Annotated in this window: 13 protein-coding genes and 2 tRNA genes; 13 read left to right on the top strand and 2 right to left on the bottom strand. The window is 69.0% G+C overall.

The genetic code is table 11. From position 1 onward, the window contains the following. Positions 1–95: 95 nt before the first annotated feature. Positions 96–1,304, top strand: a complete 1,209-nt coding sequence (locus M9799_RS11070; RefSeq protein WP_231041732.1) for an MFS transporter — start codon at positions 96–98, stop codon at positions 1,302–1,304. A gap of 70 nt (positions 1,305–1,374) precedes the next feature. Here the strand turns inward: M9799_RS11070 and ychF are convergent, their stop codons facing one another. Both ychF and M9799_RS11060 read right to left on the bottom strand, forming a co-directional pair. Next, on the bottom strand, positions 1,375–2,469 hold the full coding sequence (ychF, locus tag M9799_RS11065; protein ID WP_231041731.1) for a redox-regulated ATPase YchF: 1,095 nt from the start codon (positions 2,467–2,469) through the stop codon (positions 1,375–1,377). 99 nt (positions 2,470–2,568) lie between these two features. Then, positions 2,569–3,552: a porin gene (locus tag M9799_RS11060; RefSeq protein WP_231041730.1), complete on the bottom strand. Its 984-nt coding sequence runs from the start codon at positions 3,550–3,552 to the stop codon at positions 2,569–2,571. Positions 3,553–4,078: 526 nt separating this feature from the next. Here M9799_RS11060 and M9799_RS11055 point away from each other — a divergent pair. The 12 genes from M9799_RS11055 to M9799_RS11000 all read left to right on the top strand — a co-directional run bounded on the left by M9799_RS11055 (position 4,079) and on the right by M9799_RS11000 (position 19,214). Continuing rightward, a complete protein-coding gene (locus M9799_RS11055) occupies positions 4,079–5,200 on the top strand; it encodes an FAD-dependent monooxygenase (protein WP_231041729.1) in 1,122 nt (373 codons plus the stop codon). Positions 5,201–5,235: 35 nt separating this feature from the next. After that, the gene (locus M9799_RS11050; protein ID WP_231041728.1) at positions 5,236–5,940 is read left to right on the top strand and encodes a DsbC family protein; all 705 of its coding nucleotides are present in this window, start codon (positions 5,236–5,238) and stop codon (positions 5,938–5,940) included. Positions 5,941–6,021: 81 nt separating this feature from the next. Further along, positions 6,022–7,812: a M61 family metallopeptidase gene (locus tag M9799_RS11045; protein WP_231041727.1), complete on the top strand. Its 1,791-nt coding sequence runs from the start codon at positions 6,022–6,024 to the stop codon at positions 7,810–7,812. A 238-nt stretch (positions 7,813–8,050) separates the two neighbouring features. Further along, a complete protein-coding gene (locus M9799_RS11040; protein ID WP_231041726.1) occupies positions 8,051–8,830 on the top strand; it encodes an enoyl-CoA hydratase in 780 nt (259 codons plus the stop codon). Positions 8,831–8,904: 74 nt separating this feature from the next. Next, a tRNA-Met gene (locus M9799_RS11035) sits at positions 8,905–8,981 on the top strand. 154 nt (positions 8,982–9,135) lie between these two features. Then, a tRNA-Met gene (locus M9799_RS11030) sits at positions 9,136–9,212 on the top strand. 133 nt (positions 9,213–9,345) lie between these two features. Beyond that, the gene (locus tag M9799_RS11025; RefSeq protein WP_231041725.1) at positions 9,346–10,668 is read left to right on the top strand and encodes a M16 family metallopeptidase; all 1,323 of its coding nucleotides are present in this window, start codon (positions 9,346–9,348) and stop codon (positions 10,666–10,668) included. Positions 10,669–10,924: 256 nt separating this feature from the next. Beyond that, on the top strand, positions 10,925–12,526 hold the full coding sequence (locus M9799_RS11020) for a DUF4394 domain-containing protein (RefSeq protein ID WP_231041724.1): 1,602 nt from the start codon (positions 10,925–10,927) through the stop codon (positions 12,524–12,526). Positions 12,527–12,806: 280 nt separating this feature from the next. Next, positions 12,807–13,547, top strand: a complete 741-nt coding sequence (locus tag M9799_RS11015) for a DUF4394 domain-containing protein (RefSeq protein ID WP_231041723.1) — start codon at positions 12,807–12,809, stop codon at positions 13,545–13,547. 161 nt (positions 13,548–13,708) lie between these two features. Then, the gene (locus tag M9799_RS11010; protein WP_231041722.1) at positions 13,709–15,874 is read left to right on the top strand and encodes a hydantoinase/oxoprolinase family protein; all 2,166 of its coding nucleotides are present in this window, start codon (positions 13,709–13,711) and stop codon (positions 15,872–15,874) included. Then, a complete protein-coding gene (locus tag M9799_RS11005; RefSeq protein WP_231041721.1) occupies positions 15,871–17,544 on the top strand; it encodes a hydantoinase B/oxoprolinase family protein in 1,674 nt (557 codons plus the stop codon). Before M9799_RS11010 ends, M9799_RS11005 begins: the two co-directional genes overlap by 4 nt. Then, the gene (locus M9799_RS11000) at positions 17,541–19,214 is read left to right on the top strand and encodes a hydantoinase B/oxoprolinase family protein (RefSeq protein ID WP_231041720.1); all 1,674 of its coding nucleotides are present in this window, start codon (positions 17,541–17,543) and stop codon (positions 19,212–19,214) included. The genes M9799_RS11005 and M9799_RS11000 overlap by 4 nt, the downstream gene beginning before the upstream one ends. Positions 19,215–19,249 lie beyond the last annotated feature (35 nt).

Genomic DNA, 19,249 nt, shown 5'->3' with positions numbered 1-19,249 from the left:
CAGCCCCGGGTCCTGGCACCCCGCGACTCCTCCCCACCCTCCCCTTTTGCCCATCGCACCGGACATTGCGTGCCCGGTCGGCTCCCGTATTGCCCATGGATAGTCCCCTCATCTCCTCCACCCCCACCGCGTCCGGCGGCAGCTCCGACCGTTCCTTCATCAAGGCCCTCTTGGCGCTGGGCGTCGGCGGCTTCAGCATCGGCACCGGCGAATTCGTCATCATGGGCCTGCTGCCCGATGCGGCCCACGATCTGGGCGTGTCGATCCCCTCGGCCGGCCATCTGATCAGCGGCTATGCCCTGGGCGTGGTGATCGGCGCGCCGGTGCTGGCCGTGCTGGGTGCGCGCCTTCCGCGCGGCGTGCTGCTGATGGCGCTGATGCTGCTGTACGCCATCGGCAATTTCGCCAGCGCCATCGCGCCGGAATATAGCGCCATGGTGCTGATGCGCTTTCTCAGCGGCCTGCCGCACGGCACCTACTTCGGTGTCGCGGCGCTGGTGGCCGCGCAGCTCGCGCCGCCCGGGCGGCGCGCGCAGGCCGTGGGCTATGTCATGATGGGGCTCACCACGGCCACGCTGGTGGGCGTGCCGCTCGCGGCCGGGCTGGGCCAGTGGCTGGGCTGGCGCGCGGCCTTCGCGCTGGTCGGCGCCATCGCGCTGCTGGCCGTGCTGCTGGTGTGGCGCTGGATTCCCCGGCTGCCCGCGCCCGCAGGCGCCAGCCCGTGGAAGGAGCTGGGCGCGCTGCGCAGCAAGCAGGTCTGGCTCACGCTGGGCATTGCCGCCATCGGCTTCGGCGGCATGTTCGCGGTGTTCAGCTACGTCAAGCCGACGCTGATGAACCTGGCGGGACTGCCCGAAGCGGGCGTTCCGCTGGTGCTGGCCCTGTTCGGCGCCGGCATGGTCGCCGGCAACCTGGTCGGCTCGCGCCTGGCGGACAAGGCGCTGATGCCCACCATCGGCGGCCTGCTGCTGTGGTCGGGCGCGGTGCTGGCGCTGTTCTGCTTCACCGCGCACCATCTGTGGCTGGGCGCCTTCAACGTGCTGCTGGTGGGCACCGCGGTGGCCCTGGGCCCGGCGCTGCAGATCCGGCTGATGGATGTGGCCGGCGAGGCCCAGACCCTGGCCGCTGCGCTCAACCACTCGGCCTTCAACCTGGCCAACGCGCTGGGCGCGTGGCTGGGCGGCATCACCATCTCGATGGGCCTGGGCTGGGAGTCGACCGGGTGGGTCGGCATGCTGCTGGCGCTGGGAGGCTTGGTGATCTTCGGCTGGGCCTGCGCCGATATGAAGCGCCGGGGCCAGTAAACGAAAAACCCTGCAGATCGATGATCTGCAGGGCTCTGCGGGCCCCAGCGCATGGGGCGAGGGTCCGGAATCAGACGTTGAACAGGAAGTTCAGCACGTCGCCATCCTTGACCACATAGTCCTTGCCTTCGGCGCGCATCTTGCCAGCGTCCTTGGCGGCCTGTTCGCCCTTGTAGGCGATGTAGTCGTCGAAGGCAATGGTCTGCGCGCGGATGAAGCCGCGCTCGAAGTCGCCGTGGATCACGCCCGCGGCCTGGGGCGCGGTGGCGCCGACCGGCACGGTCCAGGCGCGCACTTCCTTCACGCCGGCGGTGAAGTAGGTCTGCAGGCCCAGCAGGCTGAAGCCGGCACGGATCAGGCGGTTCAGGCCGGGTTCGTCCTGGCCCATCTCGGCCAGGAACATGTCGCGGTCTTCGTCGCTCATCTCGGCCATCTCGGCTTCCATCTTGGCGCAGATGGCGACCACGGGCGCGCCCTGGGCGGCGGCGTATTCCTTCAGGCGGTCGAGCAGCGGGTTGTTCTCGAAGCCATCCTCGCTGACGTTGCCGACGAACATCGCCGGCTTGGCGGTGATCAGGCAGAACTGCTTGAGCAGCGGAGCGTCTTCCTTCGACACCGGCACCACGCGCGCGGGCTTGCCCTCGTTGAGCGCGGCCAGGATCGGCGTGAGCAGCGAGACCAGCTTCGCGGCTTCCTTGTCGTTGCCCGACTTGGCGGCCTTGCTGTGGCGGTTGAGCGCCTTCTCGACGGTGTTCATGTCGGCCAGGCACAGCTCGGTCTGGATGACCTCGATGTCGGAGATCGGATCGACGCGGCCGGCCACGTGGATCACGTTGTCGTCCTCGAAGCAGCGCACCACGTTGACGATGGCGTCGGTTTCGCGGATGTGGGCCAGGAACTGGTTGCCCAGGCCTTCACCCTTGCTCGCGCCCGCGACCAGGCCGGCGATGTCGACGAACTCGACGATGGCCGGGACGATGCGCTCGGGGCTGATGATCCCGGCGAGCTGCTGCAGGCGCGGATCGGGCACTTCGACCACGCCGGTGTTCGGCTCGATGGTGCAGAAGGGGTAGTTCTCGGCCGCAATGCCGGCCTTGGTCAGTGCATTGAAGAGAGTGGACTTGCCGACGTTGGGCAGGCCCACGATGCCGCATTTCAGGCTCATGGCAGGGCTTTCTGGAGATCGGGGGACAAACCCGGCATTTTAAACGGTCGGGGCATATCCCTGCCAGCCACGGCCGCCGGCAGGGCCGCGCCCGTCGCGTCAGAAGTTGTGCGACATGCCCACGCCGAACGCGGTGCGCGACGGCAGGTTCGCATCGCGCTTGTGGCCCAGGCTGGCATACAGGGTCGTGCGCTTGGACAGCGCGTAGTCCGCGCCCACCGAGACGAAGCGGTTGGTGTCCCGGTTCAGGCGCTGGTGGCCGTAGCCGGCCTTGAGCGTGGTCTGGCCCAGGCGGTAGGTGCCACCCAGCGTGGTCGCGCGCGACTTGTTGCTGCTGTCCGCGCTGCGGCTGCGGTCGTGCGCCAGCATGAGCGCGGCACTGCCGAAGCTGTACTTGCCGGCCAGGAAGGTGTCGCGATCGCCAAAGCTGTTGCGCTCGACGGCGGCCATCGCCGCCACGGCCTGGTGCTCGTATTCCAGCGCCGCGGAATACGGCCGCTCGGTGGCGCCCAGTGCGCGCTGGCGCTCGGGCGAGCTGCTCAGGCGCAGCGTGAAGCCGGCGACCTTCGGCGAATCGTAGAAGATGCCGTTGTTCAGGCGTCCGTACTCGGCCGTGCCGTTGTTGCCCAGGGGATCGCTGGGCGACAGGTAATGCCATTGGTACCAGGCGGGCGAGGCAATGCGGTTGAAGTTGCCCCAGGGATCGAATTTCCAGTCCTGCGCCCACATCGGCGTCAGGGCCCGGCCCATGCGCAGCGTGCCCCAGCTGCCCAGCAGCCCGACGGTGGATTCGTCATGCCAGAAGGGCTTGAAGCCCGCGCCTTCGCTCTCGCCGGTATCGAGCTCCAGGCGCGTGCTCAGGCGGAAAATGGCCTTGAGGCCGCCGCCCAGGTCTTCGCTTCCCGAAATCGCCACATTGCTGCGCTGGATGGTGCCCAGCTGGTTCACGCCGTCGAAACCGCGGTAGATGCCGGCATCGAGCAGGCCGTTGATGGACAACGAGGATTGCGCCCAGGCCGGCGCCGATGCCGCAAGGGTGCCCAAAACTGCACAGGCCAGGAGCCGGGGGGAATTGCAGCGCATGATCAAAGTCTCTCCTTTGGACGATTGCTTCCAGCAGCGCTTCTTTGCAAAAGCGGCAAGCTGGCGCAGCCCGGGGCGGGCCAGCGTCTGGAAGCAATGTTGGTAGAGGCAGGTGCCTCAGGCGATGGCGGGGGCTGCGCGTCTTGCACGCATTGCCGCCAGCAAGGGAACTGCACCGGCACACACAGGGCTGGACCAAGCCTGAAGGCATGGCAGCGGCGCACGCGGCAGCAGCGTCGAGAGGACCGGCCGCAGGGGTTGCGGCGGCCGGAGCAAGGGGCGCTGGCCGTCAGTCTGGACCGCGGGCCGCCGCCTTGCAGCAGGCATTCTAGCGACCGCCGCGCGGCGGCCCGAAGCAAAAACCCGCGGCTGCCGTTCGAGGCCCTGCCTTACAAGCGCAATGGCGCATCGCGGGAACGTTCCGCGGCGCAGGTGGTCTATAACCACCAGACAGGCGAATTCCCGCTGCTGCCGCGCGCATGGTGCGCCGCGGGCCGAGGGATTCGCTGCCTCCTACAATCCCCGCATGGCGCAAACCTTTGATATCTGTATCCGTGGGGCCGGCATCGTGGGCCACACCCTGGCCCTGCTGCTTGCCCGTGAACGCCTGCGCGTCGCGCTGGTGGCGACTCCCGTGGCAACCGCCGGGCACCATGACGTGCGGGCCTATGCCCTGAACGCGGCCTCGCGCCAGCTGCTCGAATCGCTGCGCAGCTGGCCCGACGCGCAGCACGCCACCGCGGTGCGGCACATGGAAGTGCATGGCGATCTCGACGGCAGCGTGCATTTCGATGCCCAGGCCCAGGAGGTCGATGCGCTGGCCTGGATCGTCGATGTGCCGGCGCTCGAGACGCGGCTGCGCGAGGCCGTGCGCTACCAGCCGCAGGTCGAGGTGGTCGACGCGCCCGTCGACGCGCCGCTCGTCGCCATCTGCGAGGGCCGCGCCAGCCGCACCCGCGCCGAGTTCGGCGTGGAGTTCGCCGTCACCCCCTACGCCCAGCATGCGATTGCCACGCGCCTGGCCTGCGAGCTGCCGCATGGCGAGACCGCGCGCCAGTGGCTGGCGCCCGAAGGCATCCTGGCGCTGCTGCCGCTGGACGGCCCGCTGGGCCAGAACGTGGCCGTGGTGTGGTCCATCGCGCAGGAAAACGTATCCACCTGGATGAATGCCGACCCCGAAGCCTTCACCCAGCGGCTGCAAGACATCAGCCAGGGCAACCTGGGCCGGCTGACGCTGGCCAGCGAGCGCGTCGAATGGCCGCTGCAGCAGGCCATGGCCGAGCGCTGGAGCGGGTCCCTGGGCAATGCCGGCAGCTGGGTGCTGGTCGGCGATGCGGCGCACAACGTGCACCCGCTGGCCGGCCAGGGCCTGAACCTGGGCCTGGCCGATGCGCAGGCCCTGGCGCGCGTGCTGCAGCAGCGCGACGGCTGGCGCAGCACCGGCGACCTGCGGCTGCTGCGCCGCTACGAGCGCGAGCGCAAGGCGGCGCTGGCGCCCATGGGCCTGGCGCTGGACGGCCTGCAGCAGCTTTTCACGCGCCGCGAGGCGCCGCTGCAGGCGCTGCGCAACTGGGGCATGAAGGGCTTCGAGCACAGCGGCCCGATCAAGGCCTGGATGGCGCGCCAGGCCATGGGCATCGGGACCTGAAGGCATCCGCCCCCAACGACTACGGAACACCTGCCATGAAACTGATTCTTCCCCTGCTGGCCTCCGCACTCCTGTGCGTCGGCATGACGGCCCAGGCCCAGGACGCCGCCCTGCGCAAGACGCTGAGCGAGCGCATTCCCCAGCTCGACAAGATCGAGGAGGTGCGGCCCACGCCGATGGCCGGGCTGTACGAGGTGCGCATCGGCACCGACCTGTTCTATACCGACGCCAAGGGCAACTACCTGATCCAGGGCGAGCTGATCGACACCAAGGCGCGGCGCAACCTGACCGAGGACCGCATCAACCAGCTGACCTCGGTGGACTTCTCGGCGCTGCCGCTCAAGGACGCGTTCACCATCGTGAAGGGCAACGGCGCGCGCAAGATGGCCGTGTTCGAGGACCCGAACTGCGGCTACTGCAAACGCTTCGAGCGCGACCTGCAGAAGGTCGACAACGTCACCATCTACCTGTTCCTCTACCCGATCCTGAGCCCCGATTCGGCCGAGAAATCGCGCAACATCTGGTGCGCCAAGGACCGGGTGCAGGCCTGGCACGACTACATGCTGCGCGAGAAGGCCGCGCCAGCGGCGAGCTGCGACACCGCGGCGCTGCAGCGCAACCTGGCCTTCGGGCGCAAGTACAAGATCACCGGCACGCCGACGCTGATCTTCGCCAACAACACACGCGTGCCCGGCGCCATCAGCGCCGCGGAGGTGGAAAAGCATCTCTCGGCCCAGTGATCGCAGGGCGCGTATGCGCCCTTTTCCTTTTCCGGCCCCGGGCAGTGCACGCGTCCCGGGCCCTGCCTTGAACCTGAACCCATGTCCGCCATCCAGTCCGATTCCTCCTGCGCCAACGTGCATTACCACGTGACGGCGCATGATCTCCACGCCCGCCTGTTTGCCATCGAGCTGCGCGTCGAGGCGCCCGCCGCGCAGCAGCAGGTCTCGCTGCCGGTCTGGATTCCCGGCAGCTATCTGGTGCGCGAATTCGCCAGGAACCTGCAGGGCCTGCAGGCCAGCCAGGGCGGCGCCGAGCTCGCCGTGCGCCAGCTCGACAAGCAGCGCTGGCAGATCGACTGCGCGGCCGGCGCGCCGCTGACACTGCGCTATCAGGTCAGCGCCTACGACAACTCGGTGCGCACCGCCTGGCTCGATGCGCAGCGCGGCTTCTTCAATGGCACCAGCCTGTGCCTGCGCGTGCACGGCCAGGAAGATGCGCCGCACAGCCTGGAGCTCGCGTCCACGCCGGCCACGGCGGACTGGCGCATTGCCACCGGGCTCGAACCTGCGCGCACCGACGCCCAGGGCTTTGGCCTGTACCGCGCGCAGGACTATGACGAGCTGGTCGATTGCCCGGTCGAGATGGGCCGTTTCTGGAGCGGCTTATTCGAGGCCGGCGGCCTGCGCCACCAGTTCGTCGTGGCCGGGGCCGCGGAATCCTTCGACCACGAACGGCTGCTGGAGGACTCGCGCCGGATCTGCGAGGCCGCGATCGGCTTCTGGCACGCCCACGACGGCAGCCGCGCGCCGCATGGCCGCTACGTCTTCATGCTCAATGTGGTCAACGATGGCTACGGCGGCCTCGAGCACCGCAATTCCACGGCGCTGATCTGCAGCCGCCGCGACCTGCCGCGCCTGGGCGAGAGCAAGACCAGCGATGGCTACACGACGCTGCTGGGGCTGATCAGCCACGAATACTTCCACACCTGGAACGTCAAGCGCCTGCGCCCCGACGCGTTCGCGCGCTATGACTACGACCGCGAGAACTACACCGAGCTGCTGTGGTTCTTCGAGGGCTTCACCAGCTACTACGACGACCTGCTGCTGCTGCGCGCCGGGCTGATCGACGAGGCGCGCTATCTGAAACTGCTGGCCAAGACCGTCAACCAGGTGCTGCAGACCCCGGGCCGCCTGGTGCAGAGCGTCGCCCAGTCGAGCTTCGATGCCTGGGTCAAGTACTACCGCCAGGACGAGAACACGGCCAACGCCACCGTGAGCTACTACACCAAGGGCGCGCTGGTCGCGCTGAGCCTGGACCTGAGCCTGCGCCGCACCGGCGCCAGCACCCTCGACGCCGTGATGCGCGCGCTGTGGCAGCGCTGCAGCGGCGGCCCGATGTCCGAGGCCGATGTGCTGGCCGTGCTGCAGCAGCTGGCAGGCCGCAGCCATGCCGACGAGCTCTCGAAATGGGTGCACGGTACCGAAGAGCTGCCATTGGAAGAACTGCTGGCCGCGCATGGCGTGCGCCTGCAGCCCGAGCCGCCCCAGCCCGCGCAGCGCCTGGGCCTGCGCGTGCAGGAGAACCACAGCGTGCAGGTCAAGGCCGTGCTGCGCGGCGGCCTGGCCGAACGCGCGGGCTTCATGGCCGGCGACGAATGGCTGGGGATCGAGCTGGAGAGCGGCGCGGGGTGGCGCATTGCGAAGCTGGAGGATCTGGCGTTCTATGCGGGGCAGGCTACCCAGGTCACGGCGCTGGTGGCGCGGGATCAGCGGTTGCTGCGGTTGGCGCTGGAGCTCAAGGAGGCTGAGGGGGCGTTGGCTTCCAACGTGGGGTTGGCGGTTGTGGATGCGGGGGTGGCGAAGCGGTGGTTGAGGGATGAAGGCTGTTAACCGCTCGTCCTGAGCCTGCCTGGGCGGCCCCGTCGAAGGATGAACGTCCTGCGCTCCGGGCACGAGGGCGGGCCGTTCATGGTTCGACAGGCTCACCACGAATGGGGACAACCGTTCGTCCTGATCCTGAGCTTGTCGAAGGCTCGAAGGATGAAGGGTCCGCCCTCTGCCCCCCCCCCCCGACACTCCGCTTGGGTATAGTGCCAAAGCCCTCTACAACGACATCAGGAGATCCCCCTTGGCCTACGAAACCCTCGAAGTCCGCACCGAAGCCGAAAAGGTCGGCATCATCACCCTCAACCGCCCCAAGCAGCTCAATGCCCTGAACGACCAGCTCATGACCGAGCTGGGCGCGGCGCTGCAGGCCTTCGATGCGGACGAGAAGATCGGCTGCACCATCATCACCGGCAGCGAGAAGGCCTTTGCCGCGGGCGCCGACATCGGCGCGATGGCCAAATACAGCTTTGTCGATGCCTACAAGGGCGACTACATCACGCGCAACTGGGAAAGCATCCGCAGCATCCGCAAGCCGGTGATCGCGGCCGTGTCGGGCTTCGCGCTGGGCGGGGGCTGCGAGCTGGCGATGATGTGCGACTTCATCATTGCCGCCGACAACGCGAAGTTCGGCCAGCCCGAGATCAAGCTGGGCGTGATCCCCGGCGCGGGCGGCACGCAGCGCCTGCCGCGCGCCGTCGGCAAGTCCAAGGCCATGGACATGGCGCTCACCGGCCGCATGATGGATGCCACGGAAGCCGAGCGCGCCGGCCTGGTCAGCCGCGTCGTGCCGCTCGACAAGCTGATGGACGAAGCCCTGGGCGCGGCGCTGCAGATCAGCGGCTTCTCGCAGATCGCGGTGATGGCGGCCAAGGAATCGGTCAACCGCGCCTTCGAGGGCGGCCTCAGCGACGGCGTGATGTTCGAGCGCCGGCTGTTCCACGCGCTGTTCGCCACGCAGGACCAGAAGGAAGGCATGGATGCGTTCGTGAACAAGCGCCCCGCCACCTTCACGCATCAGTGAAGCAGAAGATTTGTTGCAAAAATATTCCTTGAACCGCTTGGGGCCGCGATTATTTGCATATAATTGCCGTCTTCGGTCGTGTAGCTCAGTCGGTTAGAGCGCAGCATTCATAATGCTGATGTCGCAGGTTCGAGTCCCGCCACGACCACCAGACAGGAAACCGCAGTGCTTGCAAAAGCACTGCGGTTTTTTCTTTGCAGCAGCGCAATCTTTCAGCGCCGTTACGGCTCGGCGTTACGGCTCGCGGGCAAAAATCCCCAACCTGGCTGCAAAGGCAATTTCTTCCTATATAATTTCGGGTTATCGGTCGTATAGCTCAGTCGGTTAGAGCGCAGCATTCATAATGCTGATGTCGCAGGTTCGAGTCCCGCTACGACCACCAGATTCAAGCCCCAAGCGCGCAAGCCCTTGGGGCTTTCGCATTTCTCGAGCCACTGCGACGGCGACAATGCCCCATGGATCAAAAGACCTGCCCTGTGTTGGACACCGCCTCTTCCCATCCTCCCCGGCCGCCGATGGAAGCGCCCGCTTCCCTGCAGCTTCGCACGCTCCCGAACGGCGTGCGGCTGCTGGCCCTGCCGATGCCGCATGTGCAAAGCGCCAGCGTCGGGGTGTTCCTGCGCGTGGGCTCGCGCGACGAGACACCCGCCTCCAACGGCATCAGCCATGTCCTGGAGCACATGGCGTTCAAGGGAACCACGACCCGATCCGTCCAGACGATCAACCTCGATGCGGAGCGGCTGGGGGCGGATGTCAATGCCTACACCGGCAAGGACAGCACGGGCTATTTCATGACCGGCCTGGGACAGCATGCCCGGCAGTTGCTGCGCATGACGGCCGATATCGTGCTCAACAGCACCTTCCCCGAGACCGAGCTGCAGCGCGAGCTGGAGGTGATTCGCCAGGAAGCCATCGAGTACGACGAGGATCCGGAAGACAGCGCCAACGAGCTGCTGGACCGAGCCATCTGGGGGAGCGACCCCATGGGCATGCCCGTGATCGGCACCATCAGGAACATCGAGGGCTTCAGCCGCGACGATCTGGTGGCCCATGTGCGGCAGCATTACGTGGCCGACAAGACCATCGTGGCCGCGGCTGGCAACTTCGACGTCGACGCCTGGATGGAGCTCGCCGGTGAACTCTTCACCGGGATGCCTGCGTCGGCCGCTACTTCCAGGGCGCAGCCACCCGTGCCCGCCGGGTACGCAGGCCAGGCCGTGGCCCGCCGATTCACGCAGGTGTCGCAGGTCTTCCTGAACATCGCCTACCCGCTGCCGCTTGCCGGAGCGGATGACGCACCGCCGCAGCGTTGGCGCCTGGCAGGGTCGATCGCCGCCAACCTGTTCGGTGGCGGAATGTCGTCGCCGCTGGTCGATACGGTGCGGGAGCGGCTCGGCCTGGCCTACACGGCCGATGCCACCATCGACAGTGGCGACGCCTGGCTCAACTTCGTGGTCCATGCGGTGACGACGCCCGACAAGGTCGATGCGCTGGTGAAGGCCACGGGCGAACTGCTGCGCGCCCAGGCGGCAGCCATCGACCCGATCCATCTGGAGCGCGCCAAGAACCAGCTGACCGTCTCGCGCGTGCGCTCGGCTGAACGGCCATTCGCGACGATGGAGAGGGCCGTGGAGGAAGTCTTTGCCCATGGAGCCGTGACGCCGTTGTCCGAGACCGTCGCGCTGATCGACAGCATCGGCGCGCAGGAAGTGCGGGAAGTGTTCGTGCGGATGCTCTCCCATCCACCGGCCCTGTCGATCACCGGCAAGGGCGCGAGCGGGAAGTCTGCGCGGCAGTTGGCAGCGGCGCTGTCGGCCAGCGTCCATCAGGGTCATTGAAACAGTTCGGCAATGGGCATTTCTTGCTCCCGGCGGCTGCCGCAAGGGCGTTGGCGGCCGGGCTGCTGGCCATCGCGCTGGCAACGCTGCTTGCAGCCCGGGGCGCTGCCAGCGCATGAGTTGATGCCGGACAGGAAAATGTATTTCTTTGTTACATGCCGCATCCGATCGCGCAGCTACCGGGTAGTGGACGGGTCGCTCACCAAAACGCAAGACAACCTCGTGCGTGACATCTCCTCCACTTCAAGGAAATGCAATGAATCGATCCACATTCTTTCGCCCGGTAGCGCTCATGTCGGCTGTGCTTGCCCTGTCTGCCTGTGGCGGCGGCGACGGTGACGGCGACCACCAGGAAACGCCGCAGCCGCCCGCGGTCACGCTGGGCAACGCGATCGCGGTCACGGCCTCGGGCCGCGTCATCAGCTTCGACCGCGCCGCGCCCGGCGCGCTGTCCAGCAACGTCGCGCTGTCCGGGCTGGCGGCGGGCGAGGCGCTGGTCGGCTTCGACGTGCGCCCGGCGGACGGCCAGATCTATGGCGTGAGCTCGAACAGCCGCATCTACACGCTCGATGCCAGGACCGGCGCGCTGAGCTTCAAGTCGGCGCTGAGCACGCCGCTCGCGGGCAGCCAGTTCGGCGTCGACTTCAACCCGGTCGCGGACCGGCTGCGCCTGGTCAGCAACACGGGCCAGAACCTGCGCGTCGATGTCACCACGGGCGTGGCGGTCGTCGATGGCGCGATCAACGGCGCCCCCGGCGCGGCCATCACCGCCTCGGCCTACACCAATTCCTTCGCGGGCGCGACGACGACGCAGCTCTACAACCTCGACGCGGCCGGTACCGTGTATCTGCAGGATCCGCCGAACAACGGCACGCTGGCCAACCCGGTGCCGCTGAACGTTGCGTTCACGGCCAGCAACGGCTTCGACATCGATGCGCGCAACAACCAGGCCTGGGCCGCGCTGTCGGTCAACGGCACTGCACAGCTCTATACGGTGGCACTCACCGGCACGGCCGGCGCGAAGCTGGTGGGCACGATCGGCACCGGCGAGGCGCTGGTGGGCCTCACGCTCACGCAGCCCCAGGCGCCACTGGTCTACGCGCTCGACGACACCGCCCAGCTGCGCAGCTTCTCGCCCTCGGCCCCCGCGACGCTGTCGGCGCCGGTGCGCATCAGCGGCCTGGCCGCCGGCGAGAACGTGCTCGGCATCGATTTCCGCCCCGCCAACGGGCGCCTGTATGCGCTGACGGGCAACGGCCGCCTGCTGACGGTGGATCCGGCGACGGGTGCCGCGACGGCCGTCGCGACGCTGGCCGCCGATGCCTCCGACACCACCGCGCCCTATGCCGGCCTGAACGGCAGCAGCTTCGTCGTCGACTTCAACCCGGCGGCCGACCGCCTGCGCGTGATCAGCAACCTCGGCCAGAGCCTGCGCATCAACGTCGACACCGGCGCGACCACGACCGACGGCGACATCAACCGCGCCACGCCCGCCGTGGTCGCCGCCGGCGCCTACACCAACAGCTTTGCCGGCACCACCGTCACCGACCTCTACGACATCGACAGCCGCGAGAACGTGTTGGCCAAGCAGACGCCGCCGAACAATGGCACGCTGGTGGACGTCGGCCCGCTGAACCTGGCCGTGAACGGCGCGGGCGCGATGGACATCGCCGGCGGCGCCAACGGCCTGGTGCTGGCGGCGCTGCGCACCGCGCCCGCGGGGCCGTTCAGCCTCTACACGGTATCGCTGACGACGGGTGCCGCGACGCTCTACGGCAATGCCAGCGGCGATGCCGCGCGCTCGCAGATCGGCGGCGCGGCGGGGCCGGTGGTGCGGGACATCGCCATCCGCTACTGAGCCCGAGGCCGTGGCAGCACCGCGCCCGCCCTGCCTGCCAGGCTGTCGCCTTGACAGGCTGCGGGGCGCTGCCACGGCGCGCCGGCCGGTGCCGCTCAGCCCATCGCAGCCATGACAGCGATACGAAATTACGTATCTATTTGCAACCCAATGGATCCAGCCCGGCATCTCGCGGGCAGTGGACGGTTCGCCACCCGCAGGAAGACAGGGTGCATGGCATCTTCCCCAATTCGCGCACATAACGATGAACCGGCTCGAGATCTTTCGCCCTGTGGCAGTCATGTCCACTGCCTCTGCCCAGGCTGGCCGCCCCGGCAGCGGAAATGACCCTGAACATGCGCCGGACCAGCCGATGGTCCATGTGCTCGATGATGCCCTGCAGCTCAGAAGCTTCCCGCTGTCGGCACCCGGCACGTTGTCTGCTCCGGTGAAGATCACGGGCCTGGCCATCGGCGAGGACATCCTGGGCATCGATTTTTACCCTGGCCAGACGCATCTCCATGCGCTGACCAGTGCCGGTCGCCTGCTGCTGGTGGATCCGGCCACCGGCGTCACGGCGGCGGCCGCAATCCTGAGCGCCGCGGCCACCGAAGCATCCGCGCCGCGCCTGAACGGCACGGACCTGGGCGTCGGCTTCAACCCGGCGGCCGACTGCCTGCGCGCCCTCGGCACGCTGAGCCACAGCCTGTGCATCGGCGTGGACATGGGCGACGGGACTCCCGGCACGGCGGCAGCCGTTGCCACCGACATCTACGACCTCTGCGACGGCAGCAGCATGGAAAACCTGCGGGCCATGCAGGCGCCGCCGAACCACGGCACGCCCTTGGATCCAATGGATACCGCCGGCGGCCTGGTGCTGGCCGCACTGCGCCCGGGGGCCACCGGGCCGTTCAGCCTCTACACGGTGTCGCTGGCAACGGGCGCCGCCACGCTCTATGGCAACGCCAGCGGGGATGCGGCGCGCTTGCAGATCGGCGGCGCGGCGGGTCCGGTGGTGCGGGACATCGCCATCCGCCACTGAGTGCAGGGCCCGGCGCGCCCGGGGCGTGGCAACTTCCGCATAACCAAGCATGAAAAGCTTCGTTGGGCAAAACCCCGCCCAAACCTAGCATGGCCAGGTCATCGCTGATCCACCGGAGCCGGTGGAGCACTGCGAATTCATCCCCTGCCGCCAGAGTCCTCATGCCCTCTTCCCAAGCTACCAAAGCCCTCCAGGCTGCCCTCGATCCGCGCGTGCGCGTGGCCGTCGATGTCGGCGGAACCTTTACCGATGTCGTGCTGCTGCACGGCGCCCGCAAGCACACCGTCAAGGTGCTGACCACGCCGCAGGCGCCCGAGCAGGCCGTGCTGTCGGGTGTCGGGGAAATCCTGCGTTTGGCCGGGCTGGACTGGCCGCAGGTCGATCTGCTGATTCTGGGCACGACGCTGGCCACCAATGCGCTGATCGAGCGCAAGGGCGCGAAGACCGCGCTGATCACCACCGAGGGCTTTCGCGACCTGGTCGAGATTGGCCTCGAAGACCGCTTCGCGCAGTACGACGTGTTCCTGGAAAAACCCGCGCCGCTGGTGCCACGCCACTGGCGCCATGGCGTGGCCGAACGCGTGAATGCCGCGGGCCAGGCACTGGCTGCGCTGGATGAGGCGCAGGTCGAGGCGCTGGCGCAGCAACTGCTTGCCGACGGCATCGAAAGCGTGGCCGTGTGCTTCTTGCACGGCTATGCCAACCCGGCGCACGAGCGCCGCGTGCGCGCGCTGCTGGCACAGCATGCGCCCGGCATCTGGGTCTCGCTGGCCTGCGATGTCTGCCCCGAGATCCGCGAATACGAGCGCCTGTCGACGGTCTCGGCCAATGCCTATGTGCAGCCACTGGTCGCCGGCTACCTGCGCCGGCTGCAGCAGGGGCTGAAGGAGCGCGGGTTGCAATCCGAGCCCTTCCTCATGACTTCGGGTGGCGCGCTCACCACGCTGCAAAGCGGCATCGACGAGCCGGTGCGGCTGGTCGAGTCCGGCCCCGCGGGCGGCGCGGTGCTGGCGCGCCAGGTGGCCGAGCAGATCGGCGCGGCGCGCGCGCTGTCCTTCGACATGGGCGGCACCACCGCCAAGATCTGCTTCATCGACGACTACCAGCCGCAGCTCAGCCGCAGCTTCGAGTTCGGCCGTGTGCACCGCCATCTCAAGGGATCGGGCCTGCCGATACGCATCCCGGTCATCGAGATGGTCGAGATCGGCGCCGGCGGCGGCTCGATCGCGCGCGTCAACCACCTGGGCGTGGTGCAGGTCGGCCCGGACAGCGCCGGCTCCAGCCCCGGCCCCGCGGCCTATGGCCTGGGCGGCGAGCTGCCCACCGTCACCGACGCGCATGCCGCGCTGGGCCATGTGGATCCGGCACGCTTTGCCGTCGGCAAGGTGCAGCTCGATCCGGCCCTGGCGCGCGCCGCGCTGGCCCGGGGCCTGGCGGCGCAGACCGGGCTGGAACCCGAACCCGCGGCCCAGGCGGTGGTCGACATCGTCACCGAGAACATGGCCAACGCGGCGCGCGTGCATGCCTCGGAGCTGGGCAAGGCAGCCGATGAAAGCACGCTGATTGCCTTTGGCGGCGCCGCCCCGCTGCATGCGGCGCTGCTGGCGCGCAAGCTGGGCATCGCGCGGCTGGTGGTGCCCGCCTCGGCCGGCGTCGGCTCGGCGCTGGGCTTCCTGTGGGCGCCCGTGGCCTACCAGACGGTGCGCAGCCTGCACCAGCGCCTGGACCGCATCGACCACGTCGCCGTCGAGCGCCTGCTGGCCGAGCTGACCGAGGCCGCAGATGCGGTGGTGCTGCGCGCCGCGCCCGGGGCGCCGCTGGTGCGCCAGCGCCAGGTGTTCATGCGCTATGCGGGCCAGGGCCATGAGATTGCCGTGGCCCTGCCCGAGGGCACCTTCGATGCCCCGGCCAGCGCCGCCCTGCACCGGCGCTTCGAGCAACGCTACGCCGAGCTCTACGGCCGCAGCCTGCCGCACATCGCGGCCGAGGCCGTGAGCTGGTCGGTGGCGGTGCAGGCCGGTGAACACGCGCCGCCCGCGCCCGATTTCATTCCAGCCGACCAGTCACCGGCGGTGCCGGCCCAGACGCGCCAGGTCTACGATGCCGAAAGCGGCGCCTGGCAGGCGGTGCCGGTCTACGAGCGCCACCGGCTGCAGCCGGGGCAATGGCTGGCGGGCCCGGCGCTGGTCGTGGAGGATGAAACCACCACCCATGTGATTGCCGGCTTCGAGCTGCGCCTGAGCCATCTGGGCGCGCTGATACTGGACGACACGCAGCAGTTGGCGCAGGACGCGCTGGCCGAAGCCGAACTGGTGGTGCCCGCATGAGCCGCCGTACCATCCACCAGCAGCTGATCTGGAGCCGCCTGCTGGCCATCGTCGAGGAGCAGGCCCAGGCGCTGATACGCACCGCGTTCGGCACCTCCACGCGCGAGGCCGGCGACCTGTCGGCCGGCGTGTTCCTGCCCGATGGCCGCATGGTCGCCCAGGCCGTCACCGGCACGCCCGGACATGTGAACTCGATGGCCGACTCGGTGCTGCATTTCCTGCGCGCCTACCCGGCCGACACCATGCGCGACGGCGATGTGTTCATCACCAACGATCCCTGGAAGGGTACGGGCCACCTCTATGACGTGGTCATGGTCACGCCGGTGTTCCACAAGGAGCGCATCGTCGCGCTGTTCGCGTCGACGGTGCATGTCGTGGACATCGGCGGGCTGGGCGCCGGGCCCGACGGCCTGGAGATCTACCACGAGGGGCTGTTCCTGCCGCTGCTGCACTTCGTGCGCGCCGGGGTGCTGGAAGAGTCCATTTTGGCCATCGTCCGTGCCAACGTGCGCGAGCCCGAGCAGGTCGAGGGCGACCTGCATGCGCTGGTGGCGTGCAACGCCGTGGGCGCGCGCCGGCTGCGGCAGCTGCTGCGCGAGTTCGCGCTGGACGACCTGCAGGAGCCGGGCAACTACATCGTCGAGCGCTCGGCGCGCGCGATGCGCGAGGCGCTGCGCGAATGGCCGCGCGGCACCTGGCACAACCACATGACCGTCGACGGCTACGACGTGCCGCTCGAGCTGCACGCGGCCGTGACCATCGACGACGAAGGCGTGCGCGTCGACTTCGCCGGCACCTCGGGCACCGTGCCGCGCGGCATCAACGTGCCCAAGGCCTATACCGATGCCTACACCTCCTTTGGCATCCGCTGCCTGATCGGCGCCGAGGTGCCGAACAATTCGGGCTCGCTGGCCGCCATCCAGGTGAGCGCACCCGAGGGCTCGATCGTCAACGCGCTGCCGCCCGCGGCCGTCACCGCGCGCTCGGCCGTCGGCCAGATGCTGCCGGACCTGGTGTTCGGCGCGCTGCGCCAGGCGCGGCCCGACCGCGTGCCGGCCGAGGGTGCGTCGTCGCTGTGGAACATCCACCTGGTCGGCGGCCGGCCCTTCCCGGGCGGACCCAACGAGGCGCTGGCCCGGGCGCGGCGCTTTGCCATCACCAGCTTCACCACCGGCGGCACGGGCGCCCGGCCGGGCCAGGACGGGTTGTCCGCCACGGCCTATCCCAGCGGCGTGCGCAATGTCTCGCTGGAAATTCTCGAGACCCAGGCGCCGCTGCTGTTCCGGCGCAAGGAGTACCGCGCCGACTCGGGCGGCGCCGGCGCGCAGCGCGGCGGCCTGGGCCAGACGATTGCGGTGGAGAACGCCGACGGCGCGCCGATGGTGCTCGCCGCCAGCTGGGACCGCGTGCGCTTTGCGCCGCGCGGTGCGCTCGGCGGCGGCGATGGCGCCCGGGGCCAGGCGCGGCTGCAGCATGCAGGCACGGCGCTGCGCGGCAAGGGCCGGCAGCTGATTCCCGCGGGCGAGGTGCTGGTCGTCGAAACCCCTGGAGGCGCCGGCCTGGGCGACCCGCGCGAACGCGATCCCGCGCGGCTGGCGCGTGATCTGCTGGCCGGGCTGGTGACGCCGCAGGGCGCGGTTCTCTATCAGCCCGCCAGGGAGGCCGCATGAGCCAGTCTCGCATCATCCGCCAGCAACTGGCCTGGAACCGCCTGCTGTCGGTGGTGGAAGAACAGGCGCAGACGCTGATGCGCACCGCCTTCGGCACGCCCACGCGCGAGGCCGGCGACCTGTCGGCGGGCGTGTTCCTGCCCGACGGCCGCATGGTCGCGCAGGCCGTGACCGGCACGCCCGGGCATGTGAATGCCATGGCCGAATCGGTCAAGCATTTCCTGCAGGCCTTTCCCCTGGACACGATGCGCGACGGCGATGTGTTCCTGACCAATGACCCGTGGAAGGGCACCGGCCATCTGTTCGACATGACGATGGTCACGCCGGTGTTCCGCGCGGGCCGCCCCGTGGCGCTGTTCGCGGCGACGGTGCATGTGGTCGATATCGGCGGCATCGGCTCGAGCCCCGACGGCCTCGAGATCTACCACGAGGGCCTGTTCCTGCCGATCCTGCGCTTCATTCGCGAAGGCACGGTGGAGCCGGCCGTGCTGGCCATCATCCACGCCAACGTGCGCGACCCGGCGCAGGTCGAAGGCGACCTGTTTGCGCTGGTCGCATGCAATGACGTCGGCAGCCGGCGGCTGAAGACGCTGATGCAGGAGTTCGCGCTCGAGGACCTCGAGGCGCTGGGCAGCTACATCATTGCGCAGTCGGCGCAGGCCATGCGCAATGCGCTGGCCGGCTGGCCCAAGGGCACCTGGCACAACACGCTGGTGGCCGATGGCTACGACGCGCCGATCACGCTGGCGGCCAGCGTCACCATCTCCGGGGACGGCATCGACGTCGATTTCAGCGGCACCTCGGGCACGGTGGCGCGCGGCATCAATGTGCCCAAGGCCTATACCGATGCCTACACCTCCTTCGGCATCCGCTGCCTGGTGGGCGCCGACGTGCCCAACAACGCCGGCTCGCTGGCGCCGATCCGCGTGCAAGCGCCCGCGGGCTGCATTCTCAACGCCCTGCACCCGGCGGCCGTGACCGCGCGCCATGTGGTGGGGCAGTTGCTGCCCGATGTGGTGTTCGGCGCGCTGCGCCAGGCGCGCCCGGACCTGGTGCCGGCCGAGGGGGCCTCCTCGCTGTGGAACCTGCAGCTGATGGGCGGCGAGGGCCTGCCCGGCGCAAGTGCCGAAGACAGCGCCGCGCTGCGGGCCGGGCCGCGCTTCAATGTGATCAGCTTCTCGACCGGCGGCACGGGTGCGCGCCCGGGCCAGGACGGGCTTTCGGTCACGGCCTACCCCAGCGGCGTGCGCAATGTCTCGCTGGAGATCCTCGAGACCCAAGCCCCGCTGGTGTTCGAGCGCAAGGAATTGCGCACCGACTCGGGCGGCGCCGGCGCGGCGCGCGGCGGGCTGGGCCAGGTGATCGAGGTGCGGCATGCCGACCCGCATGCCGCCATGCTGATTGCCGCGGCTTTCGACCGCGTGCACCACCCGGCGCGCGGCGCGCTGGGCGGCCTCGATGGCGCACCCGGACAGCTGCGGCTGGGGTCGGGCACGGTGCTGCAGCCCAAGGGCCGCCAGGTCGTGCCCGCGGGCGACCGGCTGATCGTCGGCACTCCGGGCGGCGGCGGCCTGGGCCCTGCGGCACAGCGCCCCGCCGAGCGCATTGCGCAGGACCTGCGCCATGGGCTGATCTCGGCCGAAGCGGCTGCGGCCTACGCCGCCACCTGAACTCCCGATCCCTTTCCTGCTTTCGCGTACAAACC

The sequence above is a fragment of the Comamonas endophytica genome (genome assembly GCF_023634805.2).
Classification (GTDB): domain Bacteria; phylum Pseudomonadota; class Gammaproteobacteria; order Burkholderiales; family Burkholderiaceae_C; genus Comamonas; species Comamonas endophytica.
The sequence above is the reverse complement of the archived record's forward strand: the minus strand, read 5'-3'. Positions and strand labels throughout refer to the sequence as shown.

Bases quoted from the DNA above. Each gene is read 5' to 3' on its own strand.
- ychF (WP_231041731.1), bottom strand. From the start codon at position 2,469: ATGAGCCTGAAATGCGGCATCGTGGGCCTGCCCAACGTCGGCAAGTCC.
- M9799_RS11025 (WP_231041725.1), top strand. From the start codon at position 9,346: ATGGAAGCGCCCGCTTCCCTGCAGCTTCGCACGCTCCCGAACGGCGTG.
- M9799_RS11015 (WP_231041723.1), top strand. From the start codon at position 12,807: ATGTCCACTGCCTCTGCCCAGGCTGGCCGCCCCGGCAGCGGAAATGAC.
- M9799_RS11070 (WP_231041732.1), top strand. From the start codon at position 96: ATGGATAGTCCCCTCATCTCCTCCACCCCCACCGCGTCCGGCGGCAGC.
- M9799_RS11055 (WP_231041729.1), top strand. From the start codon at position 4,079: ATGGCGCAAACCTTTGATATCTGTATCCGTGGGGCCGGCATCGTGGGC.
- M9799_RS11000 (WP_231041720.1), top strand. From the start codon at position 17,541: ATGAGCCAGTCTCGCATCATCCGCCAGCAACTGGCCTGGAACCGCCTG.
- M9799_RS11010 (WP_231041722.1), top strand. From the start codon at position 13,709: ATGCCCTCTTCCCAAGCTACCAAAGCCCTCCAGGCTGCCCTCGATCCG.
- M9799_RS11060 (WP_231041730.1), bottom strand. From the start codon at position 3,552: ATGCGCTGCAATTCCCCCCGGCTCCTGGCCTGTGCAGTTTTGGGCACC.
- M9799_RS11020 (WP_231041724.1), top strand. From the start codon at position 10,925: ATGAATCGATCCACATTCTTTCGCCCGGTAGCGCTCATGTCGGCTGTG.
- M9799_RS11050 (WP_231041728.1), top strand. From the start codon at position 5,236: ATGAAACTGATTCTTCCCCTGCTGGCCTCCGCACTCCTGTGCGTCGGC.
- M9799_RS11045 (WP_231041727.1), top strand. From the start codon at position 6,022: ATGTCCGCCATCCAGTCCGATTCCTCCTGCGCCAACGTGCATTACCAC.
- M9799_RS11005 (WP_231041721.1), top strand. From the start codon at position 15,871: ATGAGCCGCCGTACCATCCACCAGCAGCTGATCTGGAGCCGCCTGCTG.